This window comes from Streptomyces sp. NPDC007808 (assembly GCF_042868655.1).
Lineage (GTDB): Bacteria > Actinomycetota > Actinomycetes > Streptomycetales > Streptomycetaceae > Streptomyces.
The window spans coordinates 1-19,284 of sequence record NZ_JBIAEQ010000017.1; the positions used below are offsets into that span (position 1 = coordinate 1).

The window sequence follows — 19,284 nt, forward strand, 5'->3', positions numbered from 1 at the left end:
CCACGATCAACTCACGCGCCCCAGCCCCCACCATGCTCGGTTCAACGAGCCACTCCCGCGCCGAGCCACGGCCAACCATGCACGAGGTCGTAAAGCGTGTTGCAGAAGGCCGTGAGCAGCGAATTTTCCTTGCATGTGTGGGGTGTTGAGGGCTGATCCGTTGTGGGTGGGAGACGTTCATGGGGCTGCGGATGAAGCAGTTCGAACGGTTGCTTGCCGACCGGGTGCTGGTGGTGGCGGTCTACTACCGGACGAACCTCACCATGAGGCAGCTCGCTCCACTGTTCGGGGTCTCGTCGGCCACGGTGTGCAGGGTGATCCAGCGGCTCCGGCCCCTCCTCGCGCTTGAGCCGACCTCACGTCCCGCCGATGCCGCAGACCGGCTGTGGATCGTGGACGGCACGCTTGTCCCGGTCCGCGACCGCAAGGTCGGTGCCTCGAGCCGCAACTACCGGTTCTCCGCGAACGTGCAGGTCATCACCGACGTCGACACGGGCCTGATCGTGGCTACCGCTCGCCGGCCCCGGGCAACAAAGCTGACGCCCACGTGCGGCGCAAGTCCGGTCTGCCGGACCGGTGCCAGGGCGTCACCGTGCTCGGCGACGGCGCCTACATCAACACCGCCTGGTCGTCCCGCACCGCAAACGACCCGGCCGGCCCCTGCTGGCCGGGGAGGAAGCCGACAACGCGGAGCATCGCCGGGTCCGTGCGCGGGTCGAGCATGCGATCGGCCGACTGAAGAACTACAAGATCCTCCGCGACTGCAGGCAGCACGGCGACGGCCTCCACCACGCGGTCCAGGCCGTCGCCCACATGCACAACCTCGCCCTGGCCGCATGATCAGAACAGCCGCGGTCGGGCCTGACCTGCAAAATCACGGCCGTCTGCAACACGCTTTAGGCGGCGTTAGCAGACCCTGGCAGACCAAGCACGGGTGCTGGGCGAAGACCACCCCGAGACCCTCGCCTCTCGGAGAGTGATACACAACAGCTCGCTCTGGACGTCTCACCCGAGGGCCGATGGCTAAGGAGTGCACGGTTCGCTCATTCGTTCGCCATGTGGTGCCCGGATGCCGTGCCGTGGCAGCGGACACTGCAGCAGGAGGACGAGTGGTCCGCCGCTTTGCGCGCTATATGCAGCTGTGTCCGCATCTCGCGCAACTATCAGGCGCCGTGCGCCCTGTGCGCCCCGTTCCGCCTCTTCACACCCCTGTGCACCAGGAACCGCAGACGTCCTGGGGGACCTCGTAGAGGCATGTTCTTGAAGCAGCGGACGCCGCTCGTCATCGTGCTGAAGGCGAACCTGCGGCGGCAGGCCGGGCCGCTGGTGGCCCTGGCGACAGCTGTGGCGGTGGTGTCGTACGTGTTGGAGGGTAAGTACGAGGGACCTGGCCTGCAGACCGACTGGGCCCAAATCGGCAGCCAGTGCAGTGAGGCCGGGAAGGGGTTCGGCGGTGCGGCCGCCGGGCTCTTGGCGGGGTGGCAGGGCGGGGCAGAAGTCCGCAATGACTCCGGTTGGATGGCTAAGACATCCGTGCGCGGAGCGGTGCCGTACCAGTTGGTGGGCCTGGTCTCTGGGGTGGTGTGGCCGCTGACCGGGTACGTGCTGGCCACCGTGGTGTTGTTGGTGTGGCCCGTGGTGCCGTTGGTGTGGCCTTATCAGACGGCGCCCGTAGGCCGCGCACCGCTCGACATGATGATCGTCGATGCGGCGGTGATCGTGGCTGTCTCGTGCATCGCCTATCTGCTGGGCCGGACGGTGCCGCTGCGGGTGACGGCCCCGATCGTCAGCCTGGCAATACCGGTGTTCTGGCAGACCCCTTGGGGGCGTGCGCTGGGCGGTTCCACTGACCTCAGCTTTTCCGGAGACCCAGTTCCCAGCAATGCGGCGCTGTGGGCGCCGCCCCAACCGCCTCACTGGTTGCCCTGGTGCTGGGCTGTCCTGTTCGGGGCGGTGGCGGTGGTGGCAGTGCTGTTATGCGCCCGCTGCTGGAAGCCGGCAGTGGCACTGGCCCTGGTGACGGTGGCGCTAGGGCTCGGCGTGACGAAGGCGGGCGGCACCGCGGTGTCAGCGTTCAACACAATGGAGATTCGCTGTACCGGACATGCGCCCACGGTGTGCACCTCAGTGGAGGACGAAGGTCAACGGCAGCAACTGCAGCGCCAAGTAGCACAGCTGTCCCAGCGGCTGGAAGGTGTCCGCGAGGCACCCACCCACTATGTATGGACCCACTATGTAGGGACCGACTATGTAAGTGAGGAGCTATCGGGCTGTGGCGAGCGCGGCGGCAGGGGCGGCGTCCGTTCTCCTTGGGCGGTCACCATACGGGGGCAGTCCCCCACCAGCGATATAGCTGCCGACATTGTCGAGGGCAGCTCTGATTGCGATTCCGTCTCCGGCACGCCGGAGGCCTACGCGCTCCACGCGTGGCTGACGGACGCATCGGCGCAGGAGCTCACCGCCGAGAAGCGTTCCGGCGTTAACCGGCTGAACGCCCTCTCCGCGCGAGAGCGCGCCGCTTGGATCGGTCGGTATCTAGCTGCCGTGAAACGCGGCGCTACCCCACCTCCTATCCCTGATCCTGAAGGAAGGTGACAACGATGGTCACCCTGCCCTGCCTGCCTACATGGCTGCGGGCTGTGCCAGGCCTGCGGTGGCCCTGGACGCTGGCGGTCACCGGAGTATGCGCGGTAGGTGCCTGGTTCGGGGCGATGGCCGGTGAAGAAGAGACGTTGCCGTTCTTGCTGCTGCTCGCTCCGCTGCTGCCGCTGGTGTGCGTGGCGGCCAGCTACGGCGGCAAGGCGGATCCGTTCGCGCCCGTGATCCGCAGCATGCCGGCCGGAGGGCTGCGGCTGCTGCTCTTGCGCACCGGCGTCGTGCTCGCCATCTGCCTGCCGCTGCTCGTCGCCGTGGCGCTGGTGGGCGTGGGCGTCTCGGCGTGGGCGGCCGCTTGGCTGGTGCCCTCCCTGACGCTGACGCTCGCCACCTTGGTCCTGGGCTCCTACATTGGCTGCCTGCCCGCTGCCTGCGTAACCGGGGCCTCCTGGGTGGTGGTGGTAACCGCCGTCGCACAGTTGTCGATGCGCCCCGACGGCCAAGTCCGCTCCTTCGACACCGTCCTGCTCAAAGTCCTCAAGAACCTGCTGGACGGCGGCGCCCAATTCATCTGGAGCGCGGCCGCCGGAGTGCTGAGCGCCCTGCTGGTGCTCCGCCGCCACTCCTTCAACGATCTGAGGTCCGGGTGATCAGCGCAACCAGACTCACCGTACGCCACCGGCGCACCACCGCCATCGACAATCTCGATCTGCACCTCGGGCATGGCGTCCATGCGCTGCTCGGGCCCAACGGCGCCGGGAAGAGCTCCCTGCTGCGGGTCCTGGCCACGGCGGGCGCGGCCGTGGAAGGCGAGCTGAAGCTGCTGGGCCGTGACCCGCGCCGCCCCGCCGAACGGCTGGAGATCCGCCGCCGGCTCGGCTACCTGCCGCAGACGTTCGGCATGTTCCGCGGCTTCACCGTCCGAGAATGTGTCAGCTACGCCGCCTGGCTCAAGGACATGCCCGGCCGCAGCGCCCCCGACGCCGTGATACGCGCCGTGGACCAGGTCGGCCTGACCGCGCGCATCGACCACAAGTACCGCACCCTCTCCGGCGGGATGCAGCGCCGGGTCGGGATCGCCCAGGCCCTGGTCAACCGTCCTGAGCTGCTCCTGCTCGACGAGCCCACCACCGGCCTTGACCCCGCCGAGAGGGACCGATTCCACGCTACGCTCCGGCGACTGGGCGGCACCACGACCGTGGTCTTGGCCACCCACCTCATGGAGGACGTGTACGCCTGCTGTGACACAGTGATCCTCCTCCACGCGTCCCGCAAGACCTTCCACGGGACCCCAGAGGAACTGAGGGAGGCAGGCGGCTACACCGCAGTGATCGCAGAAACCCTCCTGACGGAGGGCACCGCCGGATGCCGGTGTTGCGTCCAGTCCGTCGTGCCGCGCCAAGCGCGGTGATTGAGAGGTGTCTGACCACCGGGTGCGACCGGACAAGGGGAGCGTGGGCTGTGGCCCTTTGCGTCACTGGTGCCCCAGCGACGCCGCCGCGGTACAAGGGACCTGGCCGCACAGCGCCAGCCTGCTGACGACGGCGATCTGCGCCGCTGGCTCCTCGCCCGACTGCAGACAACCGCCGACCCACACACCGTGCGCTACTGGCAACTCGTGGCGACGATCAATGGATGGCCCGCATCACCAACACTCGCTCCCGTTTACACCTGGTTCGCCACCGCCTTCTGCCATGGGCGATGACGACGATCACGAAGGCTTGATGCAATGAGGACGCGCGTCCTGAAATTCGGCTTGTACGCAGACGAACAGGGGTTGACATGGGTCCGCAAACTCGTTGAGGAGACTGTGTTATCCCGTAGCGCCCGGATCGTCGATGAGACCATCGTCCGCACTTTTCCCGGCAGCGAGCTGTCGACCGCTGACGTGTACGACCACCTGGCGGAACAGTGGGCCGTGGAACATCCTGCCCAGAGCAGCGGCGCACGGGAACCCATAGAGCTGCGCGTCCACTTACTGTGCTCCCTGCGGACGTGGCGGGCGATCCGCAAGACAGTGATCAAGACCCTGTGTCCAGAGGGCATGGCGCCGCACATCTGCCGTGTTCCATGGGCGGCTGCCTGAAAGGGCTCGCGGTGCCAACGGCGCACGCGTCAGCGGCCGGAGACTCTTGGCGCACCACTTGCAACTCATGGGACTGATGACCAGCCCGCGGTGGACGCAGGCCTGCCGCGTTCTACCGGGCGGGCCGGAGGGATGCCAGGTGAGATGTGCGAGTGCGGCCTCTTGGGGTGCCGGCCCACCATGCATTGAGGCGGTGGAAGTTCATCGCGGCTGCGGTGAGCTGATGCTGCGGACGAGTCTCGGCCGTCCCGCGGGTTACCAGGGGCCGTGGTAAAGCAGGCCCAGGGTGAGAGCGGCCACCGCGGTGGCCATGAACGCGATCCCGCCTACGATGTTGCGGGAGCCCACCCGCAGGTGGGCGATGATTGCGCCGATGAAGTACAGCACGAGGCCGGAGGCGGCGAGAGTTCCCAGTAGCGGAACGGCGAGCCCGGCCAGCAGCCCCACGGTGCCCGCTGCCAGCAACGTGCCCAGCACCGGTACATACTTCCGAGGTATGCCCTTCATGTCCGCCTGAGTCTTGGGGTATTCATGGCCGATCAGGTATGTGACGGCGGCGGCACCGTTGAAGACCGCGCCGAGGATGGTGACCGTGACGAAGGCGACGAACACGTTCTCTCCGCTCTGTGGGGACGAGGTTGCTGGGCGCCCAGTTGTGGGATGACGCTCTCTGGATGACATGCCAGCGACTCGATTTGTGACATAAGTTGGCCGCCGGGTGTGCCAGTGGCCCGAACGCCTGGTAGTCGTTGCGCAACACCAAGCGGTGGTGCTGTCGGGGGAGATGCTTCCTGTGCGCTGATGATCGCACCGGCCGCCCCCGGGGCGAGCAACTGGCCGTACGTGCTACTCCTGCGTTGCCATCGCCGTCCTGGCGGTCCTCGGCCTGAAGGAGCTGGTGGAGGCTGCCGCACCGTTGTCGGACGCGGCCGGGGCGGCAGGCGCCGACTGGCTTACCCCGGTCGTGCGCGTCGGTGCTGCCGTGGCCGCGCTCGGCTCGCTGCTCGCGTTGGCCCTCGGCGTGTCCCGGACCACGCTGGCCATGGCCCGTGATGGGCGCCTGCCGCGGGCTGTGACCGCGGTGCACCTGCGGTTTAAGGTGCCACACCGCGCCGAGTTGGTGGTCGGCGCGGTGGTGGCGCTGCTGGGGGCGACCACGGACGTGCGCGGGGCGATCGGGTTCTCGTGGTTCGGTGTGCTGGCGTACTACGCCGCCGCCAACGCCTGCGCCTGGACCCTGCGGCCGCAGGAGGGCCGTCCCGTGCGGATCATCCCCTGGTCGGGCTTGCCGACTGCCTCGCGCCCTGCTCGTGGATCCCCCCGGACTCTGCGGCGCAGTATGCGCGTCTTCAGTCGGCACGCCTTGGGCCCGGCCGACTGATCCGGCGCTTCCCTCAGGTGGCCGGGCGCGGTTCCCGCGCCCGCAGCCTGCGTGCGAGCAGGCCGAGCAGCACGGCGTTGACCAGCCCGGACAGTGCCACCCCGACGGAGAAGATCAACGGGCTCAACCAGGCGAACGAGGAGTAGTACGCAACGGGCGACGACACCGCCATGGCGAGGAGGCTGAACGGCGCCGTGGCTATGAGCGGCCAGATCCCGGCGAACCCGGGATCCGGCAGCACGAACTCGGCGCACAGGAAGAACCCCAGCGCCACCGCGACCACGGCGAGGTAGCCACGCGCGAGCCAGTTGTCCACCGCGGGCGCCAGCAAGGCCCGAACCCCCTGCGGGCGGGTGCCCGCAGGGTCCGTCATGTCTGTTCTCTTCTGCTCAGCCGGGTCCGCGACGTGCGGGAGGGGCTCTCGCGCTGCGGCCGATGTGGCGGTCGCGGCCCTCGTGGCGAGGGCGCCGAGCACGGCAGCGTTCACGAGGGCGCACAGGAGGAGCCATACGGCGAAGACCGCGACCGCCGTCACGTCGGCCGCCCCGTCGACCTCGGCGCCGGGGGCGAGAGGGAGGAACATGCACAGGAAGGAGAGGGGCGCCGTCAGCAGCAGAGGGCTCCCGGCGAAGGCGCTCTCCGGGAAGAGCAACATGGCCGTGAAGGAGACGGCGAATACCGCCAGATAGCCCCGGGCGAGCCAGTTGCCCGAAGCAAGCGCAAGGAGTGGGCGCAGGCGCGGGACACGGCGGGGGTGGGGCGCAGTCGGCATCGGTTGTTTCCTCGGGTCGGTCCGTTGGTGATCTCCACGGTGGACCACGGGCCGCGCTCAGGCATGAGTACGGGTACTCACCGGCAGGGCCGCAGAATCCGCACGCGTCTGCGCAAGACCTCTCACACTGTGGTGTTCCACTCTCAGTGGGTCCGTGAATCCCGTTCGTCGAACTCGCATTGTCCGCAGGTCAGCGCGCCATGTGGGGGACCAAGGTGAGCATGGTCTGGGGAACCTGTGAGCGCCGGGTGGGGAAGTTCAACGAGGCTCATCAAGAGGACAGCCTGATCACGATGCGGTCACGACGGAGGGGTTCTCCAGGACCGGCGTCATACGGGAGCCGAAGACCGAACCTGTAGAAGGTGACCGGCGGGATCAGCCCGCCCCACCTTTCAGGAGCACCCTGTGGCGAGCACCGCAGACGAGCCCGACCAGCCCCTTGACCGGGCGAGCAGCCTCCCTCCGTGGACCCCTCCCCTCTCCTGGACAAACCGCCTCTGCAGCAGAGCGGCCCCACCGAAGACACCTGCTTCTGAGCGGAGACCGGAATGAAGGACACGCCTCCTGGCGAGTGCAGGCAGTGCTGGCAGCACGCCCACGACCCGAGCATCCACCGCATGCTTGGCCCTCGAGAGGACTGCCCGCAGTGCGTGGACCACATGATCAACGGCCACGGCTCGATGATCGTGCCCAACAAGGAATCCATCTGGTGGTGGCGGCACTTCGGCCCCAGCATCGCCCACGGCGATTCGTGACCGGCGCTCTCCTGATCGACCTGCGCTCCACCACCATGAACACCCCGGCCACCTACCCCGCAAAGCATGGAAGGCTCCGATGCGGGAGATATTGGTCGAGAGGCTCGCAGAGCCTTACCGGCCCCGGGGATGATCAGGAGAGGCGCATGGGGGAGGGAACCCATAGCCATCAGCGGCACGAGGCGATGGCCGACAAAATCGCGCAAGTGTGCAGGGATCTCGATGCCATCCGAGCAGTCTTGCATGACGCGGGCGAGGTGGCGTGTCTGGACCGACTCGTCGAGGTAGTGCGCAGCGGCGGCGACGCGTCCGGTCCGCTTCAGCGGATCGACGAACTGTTGGGAGAGGACGATGATGCGCTCGACGTCTTCACTGGTACGCGCCGATCGGACATCCGGCCCACGGGGGTTGCGGGCAGCCGGGAGGTAGATGTCGTCTTCCTCTGTCCAGGCAGTCGGTGTGCGCGCGTGTGGTGGCCGCATGTTCAGGCCACGGAGCCACCGCGGTGCCAGATCTTTGCCGAGCATCTGCGTTGGAGGAGACTCTGATGGCGTCCAACTTTTTGGCCGAGTTGGGCAAACAGCTCGCCGACCGCTGGCTGACGCTTCTTGTGCTTCCCGGTGCGCTCTACGTCGCCACACTGACGGTCGGCCATGCCCTTGGTCACCGTCATCCCTTCGACGTGGGTCGGCTCACCGACGGGATTCACGATCTGGCCACGTCACCTCAGACGAGCACAGGCGGCGGCCTCGCGGTGATCCTGTTGGCCGCCCTGCTTGCTGCGTCGGCCGCCGGATTCGTCGCCCAGGGCTTGGGAGGTGGGATCGAGCGGCTGTGGTTTGCCGCCGACTGGATCGCATGGCCGCCACCGTTGCGGCATTTGGCCGCATGGCGCACCCGGAAGCGGCAGAAGCGATGGGCTGATGCAGAGCGTACCCGGGAGAGGCTGCGGGTCGAGGCTGCCCGCGCCTACGCCGTGCCGGCCGATCGGGAACGGCCCGACGCAGCGGCTAACGCCGCTGCCGCTCTGGAAACGGCGCGACAGTCGGTGAGGCGTATCGCCGCAGAGCGACCGGCCCGTCCTACGTGGATAGGCGATCGCGTCCACGGTGTCACGGTGAAATTGGACCGCGCATATGCGCTCGACTTCGCCACGGCCTGGCCGCACCTGTGGCTGACTGTGCCCGATGTAACCCGCAGTGAACTCACGGCCGTCCGTGTGGCGTTGACTCGCGCGACGGTTCTGGTCGGATGGGGGCTGCTGTATTTGATGGCGGCGGCAGTGTGGTGGCCGGCGGGACTGGTCGGGGTCGGTGTCATGGCCACCGGACGGCGCCGTGCCTGGCACTTGGCCGACACGTACGCCACCCTTCTGGAGGCCGCCACCCGGCTGTATGCCGGTGACTTGGCGCGGCAGCTGGGCCTGGACAATGAGGGCCCTTTGAACTCGGGGATGGGTTGGGCGATCACCTGTGCGCTACAGGGCCGAGAAGAACTCATCCGGCTGGCGGCGCTTCCGCCCCCTGGGAGCACGAGTTAAGGCCATCCGTCAGGCGCCTGCATGCATGTACGCAGCCCACAGTGCCGCTGCTCTGGGAGAGGCATCGCGAGCAGCCCGGACTGCATGGTGGAGGGCGTGGGCGGACTGAGAGGGGTCGATCCCTGCTTGTCCGCGGGCAAGCCGCGAGTAGAACGCCTTTGCCATAGTGACGGCGAACGCGTCGTCGATTTCCCACAGGGTGCCTACGACATGGCGGAAGCCGGCGAGCTGGAATGCCGAGGTGAGGTGTATGGACTCGTGGACCAGCTCGAAGGACCCACTGAAGGCGGTGCGACAGGCCGACAGATAGGCCAACTGGGCAGATTCAAACCGGATCGCGTCGAAATCAGCGACGGTCAGCGGATCCGTCTCATGGTCGGACAGCAGCAGCGAGTTGCGTGACGGTTCGGTCGCATCAACGCTGCCGTGGCAGGCGAAGTGGACGATGGGGCTGCAGGGCAGCAGATCCATGACTGAAGCCTTCGTCGGTGGGGGGTATGGGGACGGCCCATCCCTTTCCATGAGCAGTGCGGCGTCGGGCAACAGCTCGTCGACCAACAACTGTGCTTCCCGCGCGACATGACGAAGGGGAGGGGCATCCGGGGTGGTCGGCATCGCCACGACGAGCGGCCGGCCGGCAGGCGCGCGCACGATTCGCCGGGCATGACTCAGGGCTCGAACCGTAGGCGTGTACGAGGGGATAACTCGGTCAATGACTGTTTGGCCGCTGGCAGCTGCCGCAGACGTGGAGTGGTATCCAGCCGCGTGCAGGGGGAGCAGGCCGACCGGCCCGGGCGCCCACCACAGGCGTGGCCACTCTCCGCCTGCCGGCACCGGCTGGAACTCCAAGGCCTCCAGGACGGGCTCCGCAGCCACGTCCCACAGCCATTCCAGCGTTGACTGCACCACCTTGAGCGCATGAGCCCGTCGGATTCGGTGAACGTCGGGGTCGGACACGGAGCGGAGGGCGGCGTAGAAGGCGTCGACACGTTCGGATAGGGCTACCACAGTCAGGTCGGGCAGATCTAGCTGGGCGATACCGCCGTCGGTCAGCAGAAGCGCATCGCTGCGGAAGTCACTCACATTGAGGACTACTACCGGGCCGTGGCGCGCTTGTGTCAGCAGTTCTTGAGGTCCAGGCGGAAGCAGAAATGAAGCGAATCCATCGAATGAGCGTATGTGCTCAATTAGCCCGGCGAATTCGGAAGCCAACGCTTTGGCGTCCTTACTCTCTGACGTGCTGTCCCTGTCCAGCGCGTCGCGTAGCTGTACGAAGCGGGCGGCATGGTCCGGATGGTGCCGCCGCAGCTCGGTAAGGTCGCTGCGAGTGTCCAGAGCCTGGCTGAGCAATACAGATCGGCCCTGCTCCAGCATCGTGAGCGCCCGCTCCGCGCGTTGCTGTTCGTCGCCACCCTCGGGGTCGGCGAGGGCCAGCGCGGCCGCGTTGGCGGCCAGCGGAGTGGTCTGTTGAAGCGCGTGCTGCTGGTCTCGGCGGACGAGGCGGCGGGGAGCGACTTCCGGCAGTAGCCGGACAGCGATCTCCAGCAGCTGCGCTACCTCGCTGACGCGTCCGTCCGCAGCCAGCGCGGTGGCGTTGTGCGCGGCTCGGACTCTGACTGATGGAGGGGCGTGGCTGAGGCGCACAGTTTGAGCATAAATACGCAGGGCGGCGTTCGCGTCGGAGCTGTCACCTGTCAATTCGTACCTGGTGCTGAGCGCTACGGCGAGGTTGTTCAAGCATGCGGCACGAACCCGGTGTTTGGCGGGCAGAGCCTCTACCGCTTGCTCGCTCGCCCGCACAGCCTCGTCCGCGTCCGCCAAGCTCCCCGTGTCCTTGGAGCGGATCTGCAGCAACGATCCCAAGGTGCTCAGCCGCCACCCGATACTGAGACTGTCGCTGCCGGTCAGCTCCACCGCTCGCCGAACGGCCGCCACCGCCTCGTCCAGGTCCTCGAGCGCGCCGTGGGTTTCGTACCGGACCGTGAGCGCGTTGCTGAGGTTGGTCAGTTGAGCCGGAAGGGCCGGATCGTCGCCCGGCGTACACGCGACCGCTTGGTGCGCATAGTCCACTGCGGCTCTGAGGTCGGCCGGATCACGTGCTCGCTCGTACCGCAGTCGCAGGGCGGTGCCGAGGTGATCGAGATAGTTGGGCCGATTGCGTTCGTTGGCAGGCGCGGCCTCCAGCGCCTCCTCTGCGGACTGGACAGCCGCTTCCAGGTCCTCTAAGGCGCCGGTGAGTTCGTAGCGTCGGACCAGATCCGTACTGAGATTAGCCAGGTACAGGGCCCGGTACGGGCTGTCTGAGGGGAATACTTCCGCGGCACGCCGCCCGGTGTAGATCGCCTCGTCAAGGCAATCCGGGTCACCGTTCACCTCTGCGCTCATTGCTAGCCCCCGCGCCAGCTTGGCCAGTAGCTCGCCCTGCTGGGAGGCGGAGGGTACCCCGCGCAGAGCATTCGCCTGCAGAGAATCTCGGAGAGCAGTGATGGCCCCCTTCAGGTCGGCAGGATCGCCCCGATGCTCAAAGCGAAGAGTCCAGGCGTCGCTCAGTTCTTCGAATGCCTCCGGCAGCATGCGATGCCCTACCGAAGCCGCTTGGACCACCGCGTCCTCCAGCGCCGCGACGGCCGCGTCGAGGTCTCTGGGTTCTTTCGTGAGCTCGTAGCGCGTCAGGAACCCATTGCCTAACTGAGAGAGGTGAGATGGCTTCGTGACGGGGTCGCGGCCGTCTGCCGCAGCTGCCATGGCCGCCAGGGCGGCATCCAGGTCGGAAACATCACGGGAGCGTTCGAAACGCTGCGCCAGAATGACGCTCGCCAGGTACATGTCGTTGGCAGTGACATGTTTGCCCCGCAGCCCTGCGAGCACGTGTTCGCCGATCTCTGTGACCAGATCCAGGTCTTCTTGGCGCTCGGTGAGCTTGTGGCGCTCTGTCAAGGCGATTGTCAGCTCGATGAGGATGTGGTTCCGATCACCGGCATCTGCCCCGATTTCCGATTGAGCGATGCACCCAAGAGTTACCGCTGCGTTGATGTCGTCGTGCGCGCCCGTGTGTTCGTATCGCCCCCGCAGCAAGATGGCTGCGGTACCCAACATGGCCACCCGGTTCTTATTTCGAAGCGGATAAGCATCCGCAGCCCTCAGAGTTGCATTGATGGCAGTTTCAAGCGCGTCGCCATCCTGCACCTCCCAATACCGGTCCTGCGCGGCTAGAGCTTCGCGCAGGAGCCCTTTTCGCGTGCGCCGTTTCACGAACACCCCCTCATTGAAGCCGCCTCGTGAGCTGCCACGCGACCCCCATCGTCCGAGCCATGGCGTAGCGCCCTGCTCAGGCGGTGGCAGCCCCGTACGCGTCCACGGGAGGCGGCAAGGTACGCAGGCGTTCGCGGAAGTCGGCGACATTCTCGGCAGGCCGGGCAGCGAGCAGTCCATCCAGGCGCCCCAGCCGGGTGCGGGCGGTCGCACGCAGTCGGCTCGCCGGGACCTGATCGAGGACGTCCAGAGCGCGCTGACGGCAGCGTCGGCCGGCTGATCGGAGGCCTCGGCCTGGGCGAGCACGAGGGTGGCGGCCGCCCACCCGGGGGTGCCGGACGTGCACGCGGCCGCGGAGACCTCCGCGCGCGCACGGGTTTGATCGGTGCGTCCCAGCACGAGGTGCGCCTCGGCCTGGTGCAGGGCGAGTTCCGCCTCGTCGAACCCGAACCGGCCCAGCGCTTCCCCCGCCGTATCGGCCTCGAGTTCTGCCAGCGCTACGTCCAGGGCAGCGTTTGCCTCCCGGTCGCGGCCCTGCTGGGCGAGGGTGGGCAACAGGGCCCAGGCGTGCAACTGCGCCCGGACCAGGCCGCCGGGGGCCGCGGCCGCACCGCGTTCGGCGTAGGAGAGCGCCGCGGTCAGGTTGCCGGTACTGCGGGCCACCATGCTCTGCGCCCCGCATGCCCACGCGGTCAGCGCTGTATCGCCGCACCGGTTCGCGTATGCCACAGCGGTGCCGAGATGAGTGCGCGCGCCGGCCGCGTCGTTCAGGTGGAAGGCGAGGTTGCCCAGGAGCCCTGGCAGCCGGCCGACCTGCCGCTGCAGCTCCGTGCCTTCGCCGTCGGGGGAGAGCAGCCCAGCCAGCAGGGCGCGGGCCGCGCGGACCTCCCGGAACAGCACCGGTACCGGGTGCTTGCTGTAGTTCAAGTGGTAGTGGTCGGCAGCGGCTTCGGCGAGTTCGTCCACCAGCGGGCTGCCGCCGGGTTCGGCTAGGAGCGCAAGCTGGAGGGACTCTCTGACCGACGGGAGCCCAGCATCGGTGGTCATCGGATCCGCCCCTTCCTGCCGGCCGGATGCGGCGACGCCGGCGTCGTGGCGACCGTACCCGATCACCTCGGCTGTCCATGCCGACAACTGCCGTACGCGCCCCAGCAGGCCCAGTTGCCCGGGCTGGGCGCGGTAGGCGCGGCACAGCATCACCGCGTATTCCTGGCCGGGCCAGTCGTCCGGGTCGTGTTCCCACCGGCACAGCATTGACTCCGATAAGCCTGGCGGCAGCAGCCCGTCGGCGATGTACAGCTCGCCGATCTGGGCGATGGTGTCGGCTCTCGACCAGCCCAGCGCGAGCCGCCACGCCTCGAGGTCGGTGACCTCCGGGAGTTCCTCGCGGATAGCCGCGGCGATGTGCTCGATGGTGAAGCCGGAGCGCTGGCAGCGCTTGCGGATCAGTGCGGATTCCCGCGCGATGGCGGCACGTCGCGAGCGGGTGATTGCGGCGGCCATGGCACCCCCGTCTGACCGGTCTTATGCCGTTCACGGTAGCCGAGCGGCACCCGCCCCGGCAGGGCGAAAACGCGCATTGCGGCTCGCCGCAATCTGGGCCCTGAACAGGCGCAATGCCCTCCCGTCAGGGGACGGGCCACGCTGCTTGCACACCGCCTGATCCGGGTGATGACACCTCCGGACGGAAGGAGGGGCGCCATGTCGTACGACCACTGATCGCCATCGCACTCCCCGCAGTCCGTTCGTCCCGGCCGCCGGCGTCTGCCGGCGGCCGGGATCGTCCCCCAACCCCATCGAAGGACGAGGACATGGCCGTGATGCCTACCTGCCCGGCGCCCTACGACCCGCTGGACGACGCCACGCTCATCGACCCCTATCCGGTGCTCGCGGCGCTGCGCACACACGCGCCGGTCATCTGGCACGAGCAGATGGAGTGCTGGCTGGTCACCCGATACACCGACTGCGTCCGCGTCCTGCGCGACCACGAGCACTTCGCCCGCGACCCCAGGCGACTGGGCCGTACCGTGCCCGCGTCGTCGTTGAGCGTGCAGGTCCTCGACCCGCCGCACCAGGCGACGGTGCGGTCGCGGTTCATGGCAGCGCTGCACGCGCAGGACCTGCCGGCGTTGCAGGAGCGCGCCTGCCGGGACATCGGTGCCCGGCTGGACCGCCTCGCCTGTCAGCCGACTTGGGAGGTCATGGGCGAGCTCGCCCAGCCTGTTGCCCTGGCCGCCATCGCCGATCTCCTCGGGGTCGCCCCGCCGCCCCTCAGCGAGTGGGCACCCGTGTCCGACACGATCATGCGCAGCATGGACGGCGGCCTGAACCCTGAGCTGATCGAGCCGGGCCGTCAGGCCAAACAGCGCCTGAGCGACCTGGTGGAGTCCTGGTTCAACGACAGCGGCCGCCCCACCGGCCTGCTCGGCCACGTCCGCGCTCGTACAGACGATGCCGGCCTCGAGCTCGAGCAGTACGTCAGGCACACCGCCCGTGATGTTCCAAGGCGGCTACAGCACCCTGGCCGCGGCGATCGGCAACGCCTTCGACACCCTGGCCCGCCACCCCGACGCCCAGCACGCGCTGCGGGCGGCGCCTCAGCTGCGCGCCACCGGCGTGGACGAGCTGGTGCGCTACGACGGCCCCGTACAGGGGACTACCCGCCTGGCCGCCGCCGACGTCACGTTCGGAGACATCACGGTCCGCCGTGGCGATGCGGTGACGGTGCTCTTCCAGGCGGCCAACCGCGACCCCGACCACTTCGAGCACCCGGACGAGCTGCTTCTGGACCGCTCACCGAATAGGCACCTCAGCTACGGCTGGGGAACCCACGCCTGCCTGGGCACCACCGTCGCCCAGCGTGTCCTTCTCGCCACTCGTCGACGCCCTCGCCGAGCACCCGCGCGCCCTGCGGGCGGCCGGATCCGCACGGCGCCGGCGCACCGCCACCATGCGGGCCTTCGACGACCTGTCCGTCACCCTCCGGCCCTGACCCCCGCTTTTCGCGCCATTGGGAGCACGCGTTGAGGATCATCATCGGTAATCACATCGACCCCGCTATCCGTGACCGGCGCGACCTGCGGGCGTGGACGCAGCGCGCCCTGTGGGGGGCCCGCGACGGCGACCTGGTCGTCCTGTGCGCCCCGCCCGACCCGGGCTTCCTGGAGTACGCGACCACGCTGACCGGCACCGATCCGAACCGGCTGCACCTCATCGTGCCGTCGCCCGGCCAGTTCGGCGGCCGACTGCTCGACCAACCGGCCCCTCGCCGCCTCGGGGAACCCCACGTCATCAGGCGAGGTTAGGGAGCCAACCCCGGCCGTCCCAGCGGATTTTCAGAGGGGGCCAAGGTTCGGGTCGGTGGCGGCCATGGCAGCGCAACCGTGCTCCGGCTGCGGCATCACGAAGGTGGTCACCGCCCGTGACGCCCGCGGACCGTGGTGCTCGGCCTGCTGGCAGCACGCTCGCCCCCGGCCCCACCTGCGGCAACTGCGGACAGAACCCTTCCATGCCGATGCCGAGCTGGGACGGCATACCACGCTGCGTCTCGTGCTACGGGGCAGCGAGTGTCCCCTGCGCCCGCTGCGGGACGCTCGCCAGAGCCGAGCGTCGCTGGCCGGAAGGCCCGGTCTGCTTGCCCTGCGTCGACGAGGTCCGCTTCACCCACGCGGACTGCCACCGATGCGGCCGGCTGGCGGCCGTCTTCCGCCAGGAGGACGCAGGTCCGATCTGCCCGGAGTGCGCCGGAGTCAACTTCGCCTACCGCTGCCCGACTTGCAGCGCGATGGGCAGACTTCTGCACGGTCAGTGCCCCCGCTGTCGGGCTCTGCAGGAGCTCGACGAGACGTTCGCCGGCCCGGACGGCAAACGCTCGCCCCAGCTGGCCCCGCTGGCCGAAGTCCTGGAGCAGTACGAGCAGCCGTACTCCCTGGCCCTCTACTTGCGACGGCCCGGCGGTCAGCTGATCCGGGCGATGGCCAGCGGTGACCTGGAATGCTCACACGAGGCCCTGGACGCCCTGCGGCAAACAGCGTCCGTTCAGCACCTACGCGCACTGCTGGTGCTCGCCGAAGTGCTGGAGCCGCGCGAGGAGCAACTTGCCCAGTTCAAGCGGGACATCAAGGTATGTCTCGACGGGGTGACGGACCCGCACGACAAGACTGTCCTTGCCCGATACGCACGCTGGCATCTCATGCCCCTCGCACACCACCGCCTCGAACGGTCCGGTCTCAACCGGTTCCAGCGCGAGCACCTCCGCCGAAAGCTGTAGACGGCACACGTGTTGCTCACCCACATCCGCCGCCGCGGCACCACTCTCGACAGCGTCACCCAGACCCTCGTCGACCGATGGCTGATCGCCAACAAGAGCCGCCAGAACCAGGCCCGCTCGTTCTTGCTCTGGGCCGCAACCTGCCACTTGATCCCCCAGAACGTCGCGATCGCCACCGCGACCAGGACCGTCAACCGGTCGATCATGAGCGATGCCGATCGGATCCTCACCGCTCTCCGCTTGGAGACCGACGAGTCTGAGCACATCACCGACCGTGTCGCCGGCTGTCTCGTCCTGCAATACGGGCTGCGAACCGACCGACTGGTGAAGCTCACGACAGATCACGTCCTGGTCCACCCAGAGGAGCCCGGCGTCTTCGGTCTTCAACTCGGCCGGGACCCACTCTGGCTCCGGCCACGGCTGTCGACACTGCTCCAACAACTGATCAACGAACGACGCCCACTGGCAGCCCCACTCAGGAGGCGCGAGACGCCCTACCTCTTCCCCGGCCTCAGTCCCGACCAGCCCGTGGCCTCCAACACCCTGCAGAGACGACTGACACGCCTGGGCATCCCCAGCACCAGCAAGGCCCGCAACGGGGCCTGGCTGGCCATGGTCGGCGCCGTCCACTGGAAGATGCTCGCCGATCTCCTCGGCCTCGCCGACGGCACAGCCCACAACTGGCACAAGCTCAACGGAGGAGACCGCGCCAGCTACGTCGCCAGCCGACTCAACACCTCTCAAGCACCCACGGAACCCGAGTAGGCACCAGCACCACCCCACTTGACGGCCTACAGATCCGTGCAGCGCACAGTAGCGGCAGCCCCGGCCGTTGCCGATTTTCGACAGCGTCGGCGTGCTGATCCGCCCGCACACGGTGTGCCGGCTCCGCCACGGCGTCATGCACGTTCGGTACGGCTCCAGCGGCGGCCCTGCACCGCGCTCGGCCGCGCCCAGCATCTGCGCCCAGTCCTCTTTCGCCGCGCCTTTCGGCGTCGAGGTAGGCGGTGACGATTTCCGAGACCACGAGGGCGAGTAGCAGGCCAGGGGTGATGGCGAACTCGGTCACCTGATAGTGGGCTTGCCCATCAGGGCCGCGCTGCTCAGCCGCTGCGCCGTTCCCGTCGTCCTGGAAGGCGTACGGGCCGCGGTGGCAAGGGGCTTGGCGCGTCTGAATCACGGCCGATCGTGTCGCAACCAGTGTGACCCTGGCTATCCTCCCTGCGACGGAGCCTGTGGGTTCGGCGGATTCGGGAGATTGCAGGTGCTGGGCTCCTCCACTGGGTGCTCGTAGACGAAGTTGATCCCGCTTCCTGTCTCACGAAGACGGAAGAGTGCCTGATTGCCGTCGAGCAGGAATACCGACAGCTGTTGGTTTGCCCGCACTTCCGCCAGCAGATCAGTCGGCAGCGGCAGGTGCAGTGCCCGCAAGAGGGCGAACCGGCCCAAATCGAAAGCGGTTTCTACGCCGATCGTGTAAGCCTTGGCCGCCGCCGTTGCCGAGCGGTACGACAAAGCGGCGAGGAAAAGCATGAGTACGGGGACTGAGAGCCACCAGCCGTAGGGCGCGAGAATCACGGTGCAGACCGCGGCGGCCGTGATGAAGGCAGTGCAGAACCGGGCCGCGAGGTCGAACTGGTTGCGGAGGTCGTTCACCGTGCCAGCGACCCGGTCCGGCAGCACGTGGTAGAGCCGTGGCCAGAGCACAGCGGTGTCGAGGCCATACCGGACGCCGCCGCGGATCTCGGCTGCGAGCAGGATGTTGCCCAGGAGAGTGGGCAGGACCCGGGCAGCCGGTGGGTAGTACCGCAGGAGCGCGGCGGCGGCCTGCCGTCGTTCCATGGCGGCCGAGTCCAAGCTCTCGCCGGCGATACGCGCCGACCGCTGCTGCAAACGGTCGAGCCGCCACCGGTGCCACGCCCTGCCGGGAGCGGCGATCGCAAGCGCCACCATGGACGTTCCCCAACGTCCGGACAGCAGTCGGACTGCCGAGCCCTGGAGCGGTTCGACGACAAGGGCGAAAATCAGCAGACCGGCAGCCCAGATCATGGCTTCGACGGCTCCGACATCATCGACCCGGCGGGCGAGGCGAGAAAGGTCAGGGGCGTGGCCCGGGGCACCGCTCCAGACCAGCGCGAGCGTGATCGCGCCGAGGCACGCGATGGGTAAGAGCCCGACGAAACGGAAGCGTGGGCCGAGCTCTTTTGCCGCCGTGATGACGTTGCTCATCGGACCAGCTCAAGAGGGGTGTGATGCACGGTGCAGGACGGGGGTTCGACGAAGGTCAGCAGGAACAGAGGGCTCCGAGGGCAGCCGGGCTCAGGGCAGCGGAACTGGGACTCCTCTGTCGCTCCGTACTGCGCGGAGCCCAGCCAACTGGCATAAGAGGAATCCCCGTAGGCCCTGTCCTTCGACTGCAGCAGCGCATAGGTGTCCTGCCGTCCCATGTAGCGGACGCTGTTCTCGGGCAGCATCACGCGCACCGTCGTGCGCGTCGTGTCCTCGCCGAAGTGCTTGAGAATCCGCAGAACCGCCGCCTCCGCCGCTTCCTCGCTCTCCGCGACGAAGGTGGCCAGTGGCGTTCCTTCCAACTCGGGCCGTACGTGCGTATGTGCTTCCAGCAACGTGAGCAT

15 protein-coding genes and 1 pseudogene are annotated in these 19,284 nt (G+C 68.0%); 11 read left to right on the top strand and 5 right to left on the bottom strand.

The genetic code is table 11. From position 1 onward, the window contains the following. The first annotated feature begins 133 nt into the window (after positions 1 to 133). From ACFYNL_RS39190 to ACFYNL_RS39205, 4 genes and pseudogenes are all read left to right on the top strand, one after another. Positions 134 to 840: pseudogene (locus tag ACFYNL_RS39190) on the top strand (transposase family protein). Between the two features lie 414 nt (positions 841 to 1,254). Next, on the top strand, positions 1,255 to 2,595 hold the full coding sequence (locus ACFYNL_RS39195) for a hypothetical protein (protein ID WP_388812932.1): 1,341 nt from the start codon (positions 1,255 to 1,257) through the stop codon (positions 2,593 to 2,595). A 5-nt stretch (positions 2,596 to 2,600) separates the two neighbouring features. Beyond that, positions 2,601 to 3,245, top strand: a complete 645-nt coding sequence (locus tag ACFYNL_RS39200; RefSeq protein WP_388812934.1) for a hypothetical protein — start codon at positions 2,601 to 2,603, stop codon at positions 3,243 to 3,245. Then, positions 3,242 to 4,006, top strand: a complete 765-nt coding sequence (locus ACFYNL_RS39205) for an ATP-binding cassette domain-containing protein (RefSeq protein WP_388812937.1) — start codon at positions 3,242 to 3,244, stop codon at positions 4,004 to 4,006. The genes ACFYNL_RS39200 and ACFYNL_RS39205 overlap by 4 nt, the downstream gene beginning before the upstream one ends. Positions 4,007 to 4,936: 930 nt before the next feature. On the opposite strand, the gene ACFYNL_RS39210 is transcribed toward ACFYNL_RS39205, so the two are convergent. Beyond that, a complete protein-coding gene (locus ACFYNL_RS39210) occupies positions 4,937 to 5,293 on the bottom strand; it encodes a DoxX family protein (protein ID WP_388812940.1) in 357 nt (118 codons plus the stop codon). A 286-nt stretch (positions 5,294 to 5,579) separates the two neighbouring features. Here ACFYNL_RS39210 and ACFYNL_RS39215 point away from each other — a divergent pair, with 286 nt between their 5' ends. Further along, complete coding sequence (locus ACFYNL_RS39215; RefSeq protein ID WP_388812943.1) at positions 5,580 to 6,062, top strand: amino acid permease; 483 nt, start codon at positions 5,580 to 5,582, stop codon at positions 6,060 to 6,062. Between the two features lie 13 nt (positions 6,063 to 6,075). Here the strand turns inward: ACFYNL_RS39215 and ACFYNL_RS39220 are convergent, their stop codons facing one another. Further along, positions 6,076 to 6,834 carry an SCO4225 family membrane protein gene (locus ACFYNL_RS39220; protein ID WP_388812944.1) on the bottom strand — a complete coding sequence of 253 codons (759 nt, stop codon included), beginning with the start codon at positions 6,832 to 6,834 and terminating at the stop codon, positions 6,076 to 6,078. A 548-nt stretch (positions 6,835 to 7,382) separates the two neighbouring features. On the opposite strand from ACFYNL_RS39220, the gene ACFYNL_RS39225 reads away from it, so the two are divergent. Together ACFYNL_RS39225 and ACFYNL_RS39230 are read left to right on the top strand one after the other, a co-directional pair. Further along, entirely contained in the window at positions 7,383 to 7,589 is a 207-nt protein-coding gene (locus tag ACFYNL_RS39225; RefSeq protein ID WP_388812946.1) for a pRL2-8, read from the top strand. A 547-nt stretch (positions 7,590 to 8,136) separates the two neighbouring features. Further along, positions 8,137 to 9,129: a hypothetical protein gene (locus tag ACFYNL_RS39230; protein ID WP_388812949.1), complete on the top strand. Its 993-nt coding sequence runs from the start codon at positions 8,137 to 8,139 to the stop codon at positions 9,127 to 9,129. Between the two features lie 9 nt (positions 9,130 to 9,138). Here the strand turns inward: ACFYNL_RS39230 and ACFYNL_RS39235 are convergent, their stop codons facing one another. Continuing rightward, positions 9,139 to 13,884: a CHAT domain-containing protein gene (locus ACFYNL_RS39235; protein WP_388812951.1), complete on the bottom strand. Its 4,746-nt coding sequence runs from the start codon at positions 13,882 to 13,884 to the stop codon at positions 9,139 to 9,141. Positions 13,885 to 14,877: 993 nt separating this feature from the next. Here ACFYNL_RS39235 and ACFYNL_RS39240 point away from each other — a divergent pair. From ACFYNL_RS39240 to ACFYNL_RS39255, 4 genes are all read left to right on the top strand, one after another. Continuing rightward, a complete protein-coding gene (locus ACFYNL_RS39240) occupies positions 14,878 to 15,408 on the top strand; it encodes a cytochrome P450 (RefSeq protein ID WP_388812953.1) in 531 nt (176 codons plus the stop codon). Continuing rightward, complete coding sequence (locus tag ACFYNL_RS39245; RefSeq protein ID WP_388812956.1) at positions 15,405 to 15,686, top strand: hypothetical protein; 282 nt, start codon at positions 15,405 to 15,407, stop codon at positions 15,684 to 15,686. Before ACFYNL_RS39240 ends, ACFYNL_RS39245 begins: the two co-directional genes overlap by 4 nt. Positions 15,687 to 16,015: 329 nt before the next feature. Next, a complete protein-coding gene (locus tag ACFYNL_RS39250; RefSeq protein ID WP_388812957.1) occupies positions 16,016 to 16,651 on the top strand; it encodes a hypothetical protein in 636 nt (211 codons plus the stop codon). A 9-nt stretch (positions 16,652 to 16,660) separates the two neighbouring features. After that, positions 16,661 to 17,416, top strand: a complete 756-nt coding sequence (locus tag ACFYNL_RS39255; protein WP_388812960.1) for a hypothetical protein — start codon at positions 16,661 to 16,663, stop codon at positions 17,414 to 17,416. A 447-nt stretch (positions 17,417 to 17,863) separates the two neighbouring features. Here ACFYNL_RS39255 and ACFYNL_RS39260 read toward each other — a convergent pair whose 3' ends face one another. After that, entirely contained in the window at positions 17,864 to 18,880 is a 1,017-nt protein-coding gene (locus ACFYNL_RS39260) for a hypothetical protein (protein WP_388812962.1), read from the bottom strand. After that, positions 18,877 to 19,284, bottom strand: a complete 408-nt coding sequence (locus ACFYNL_RS39265) for a hypothetical protein (RefSeq protein ID WP_388812964.1) — start codon at positions 19,282 to 19,284, stop codon at positions 18,877 to 18,879. Before ACFYNL_RS39265 ends, ACFYNL_RS39260 begins: the two co-directional genes overlap by 4 nt.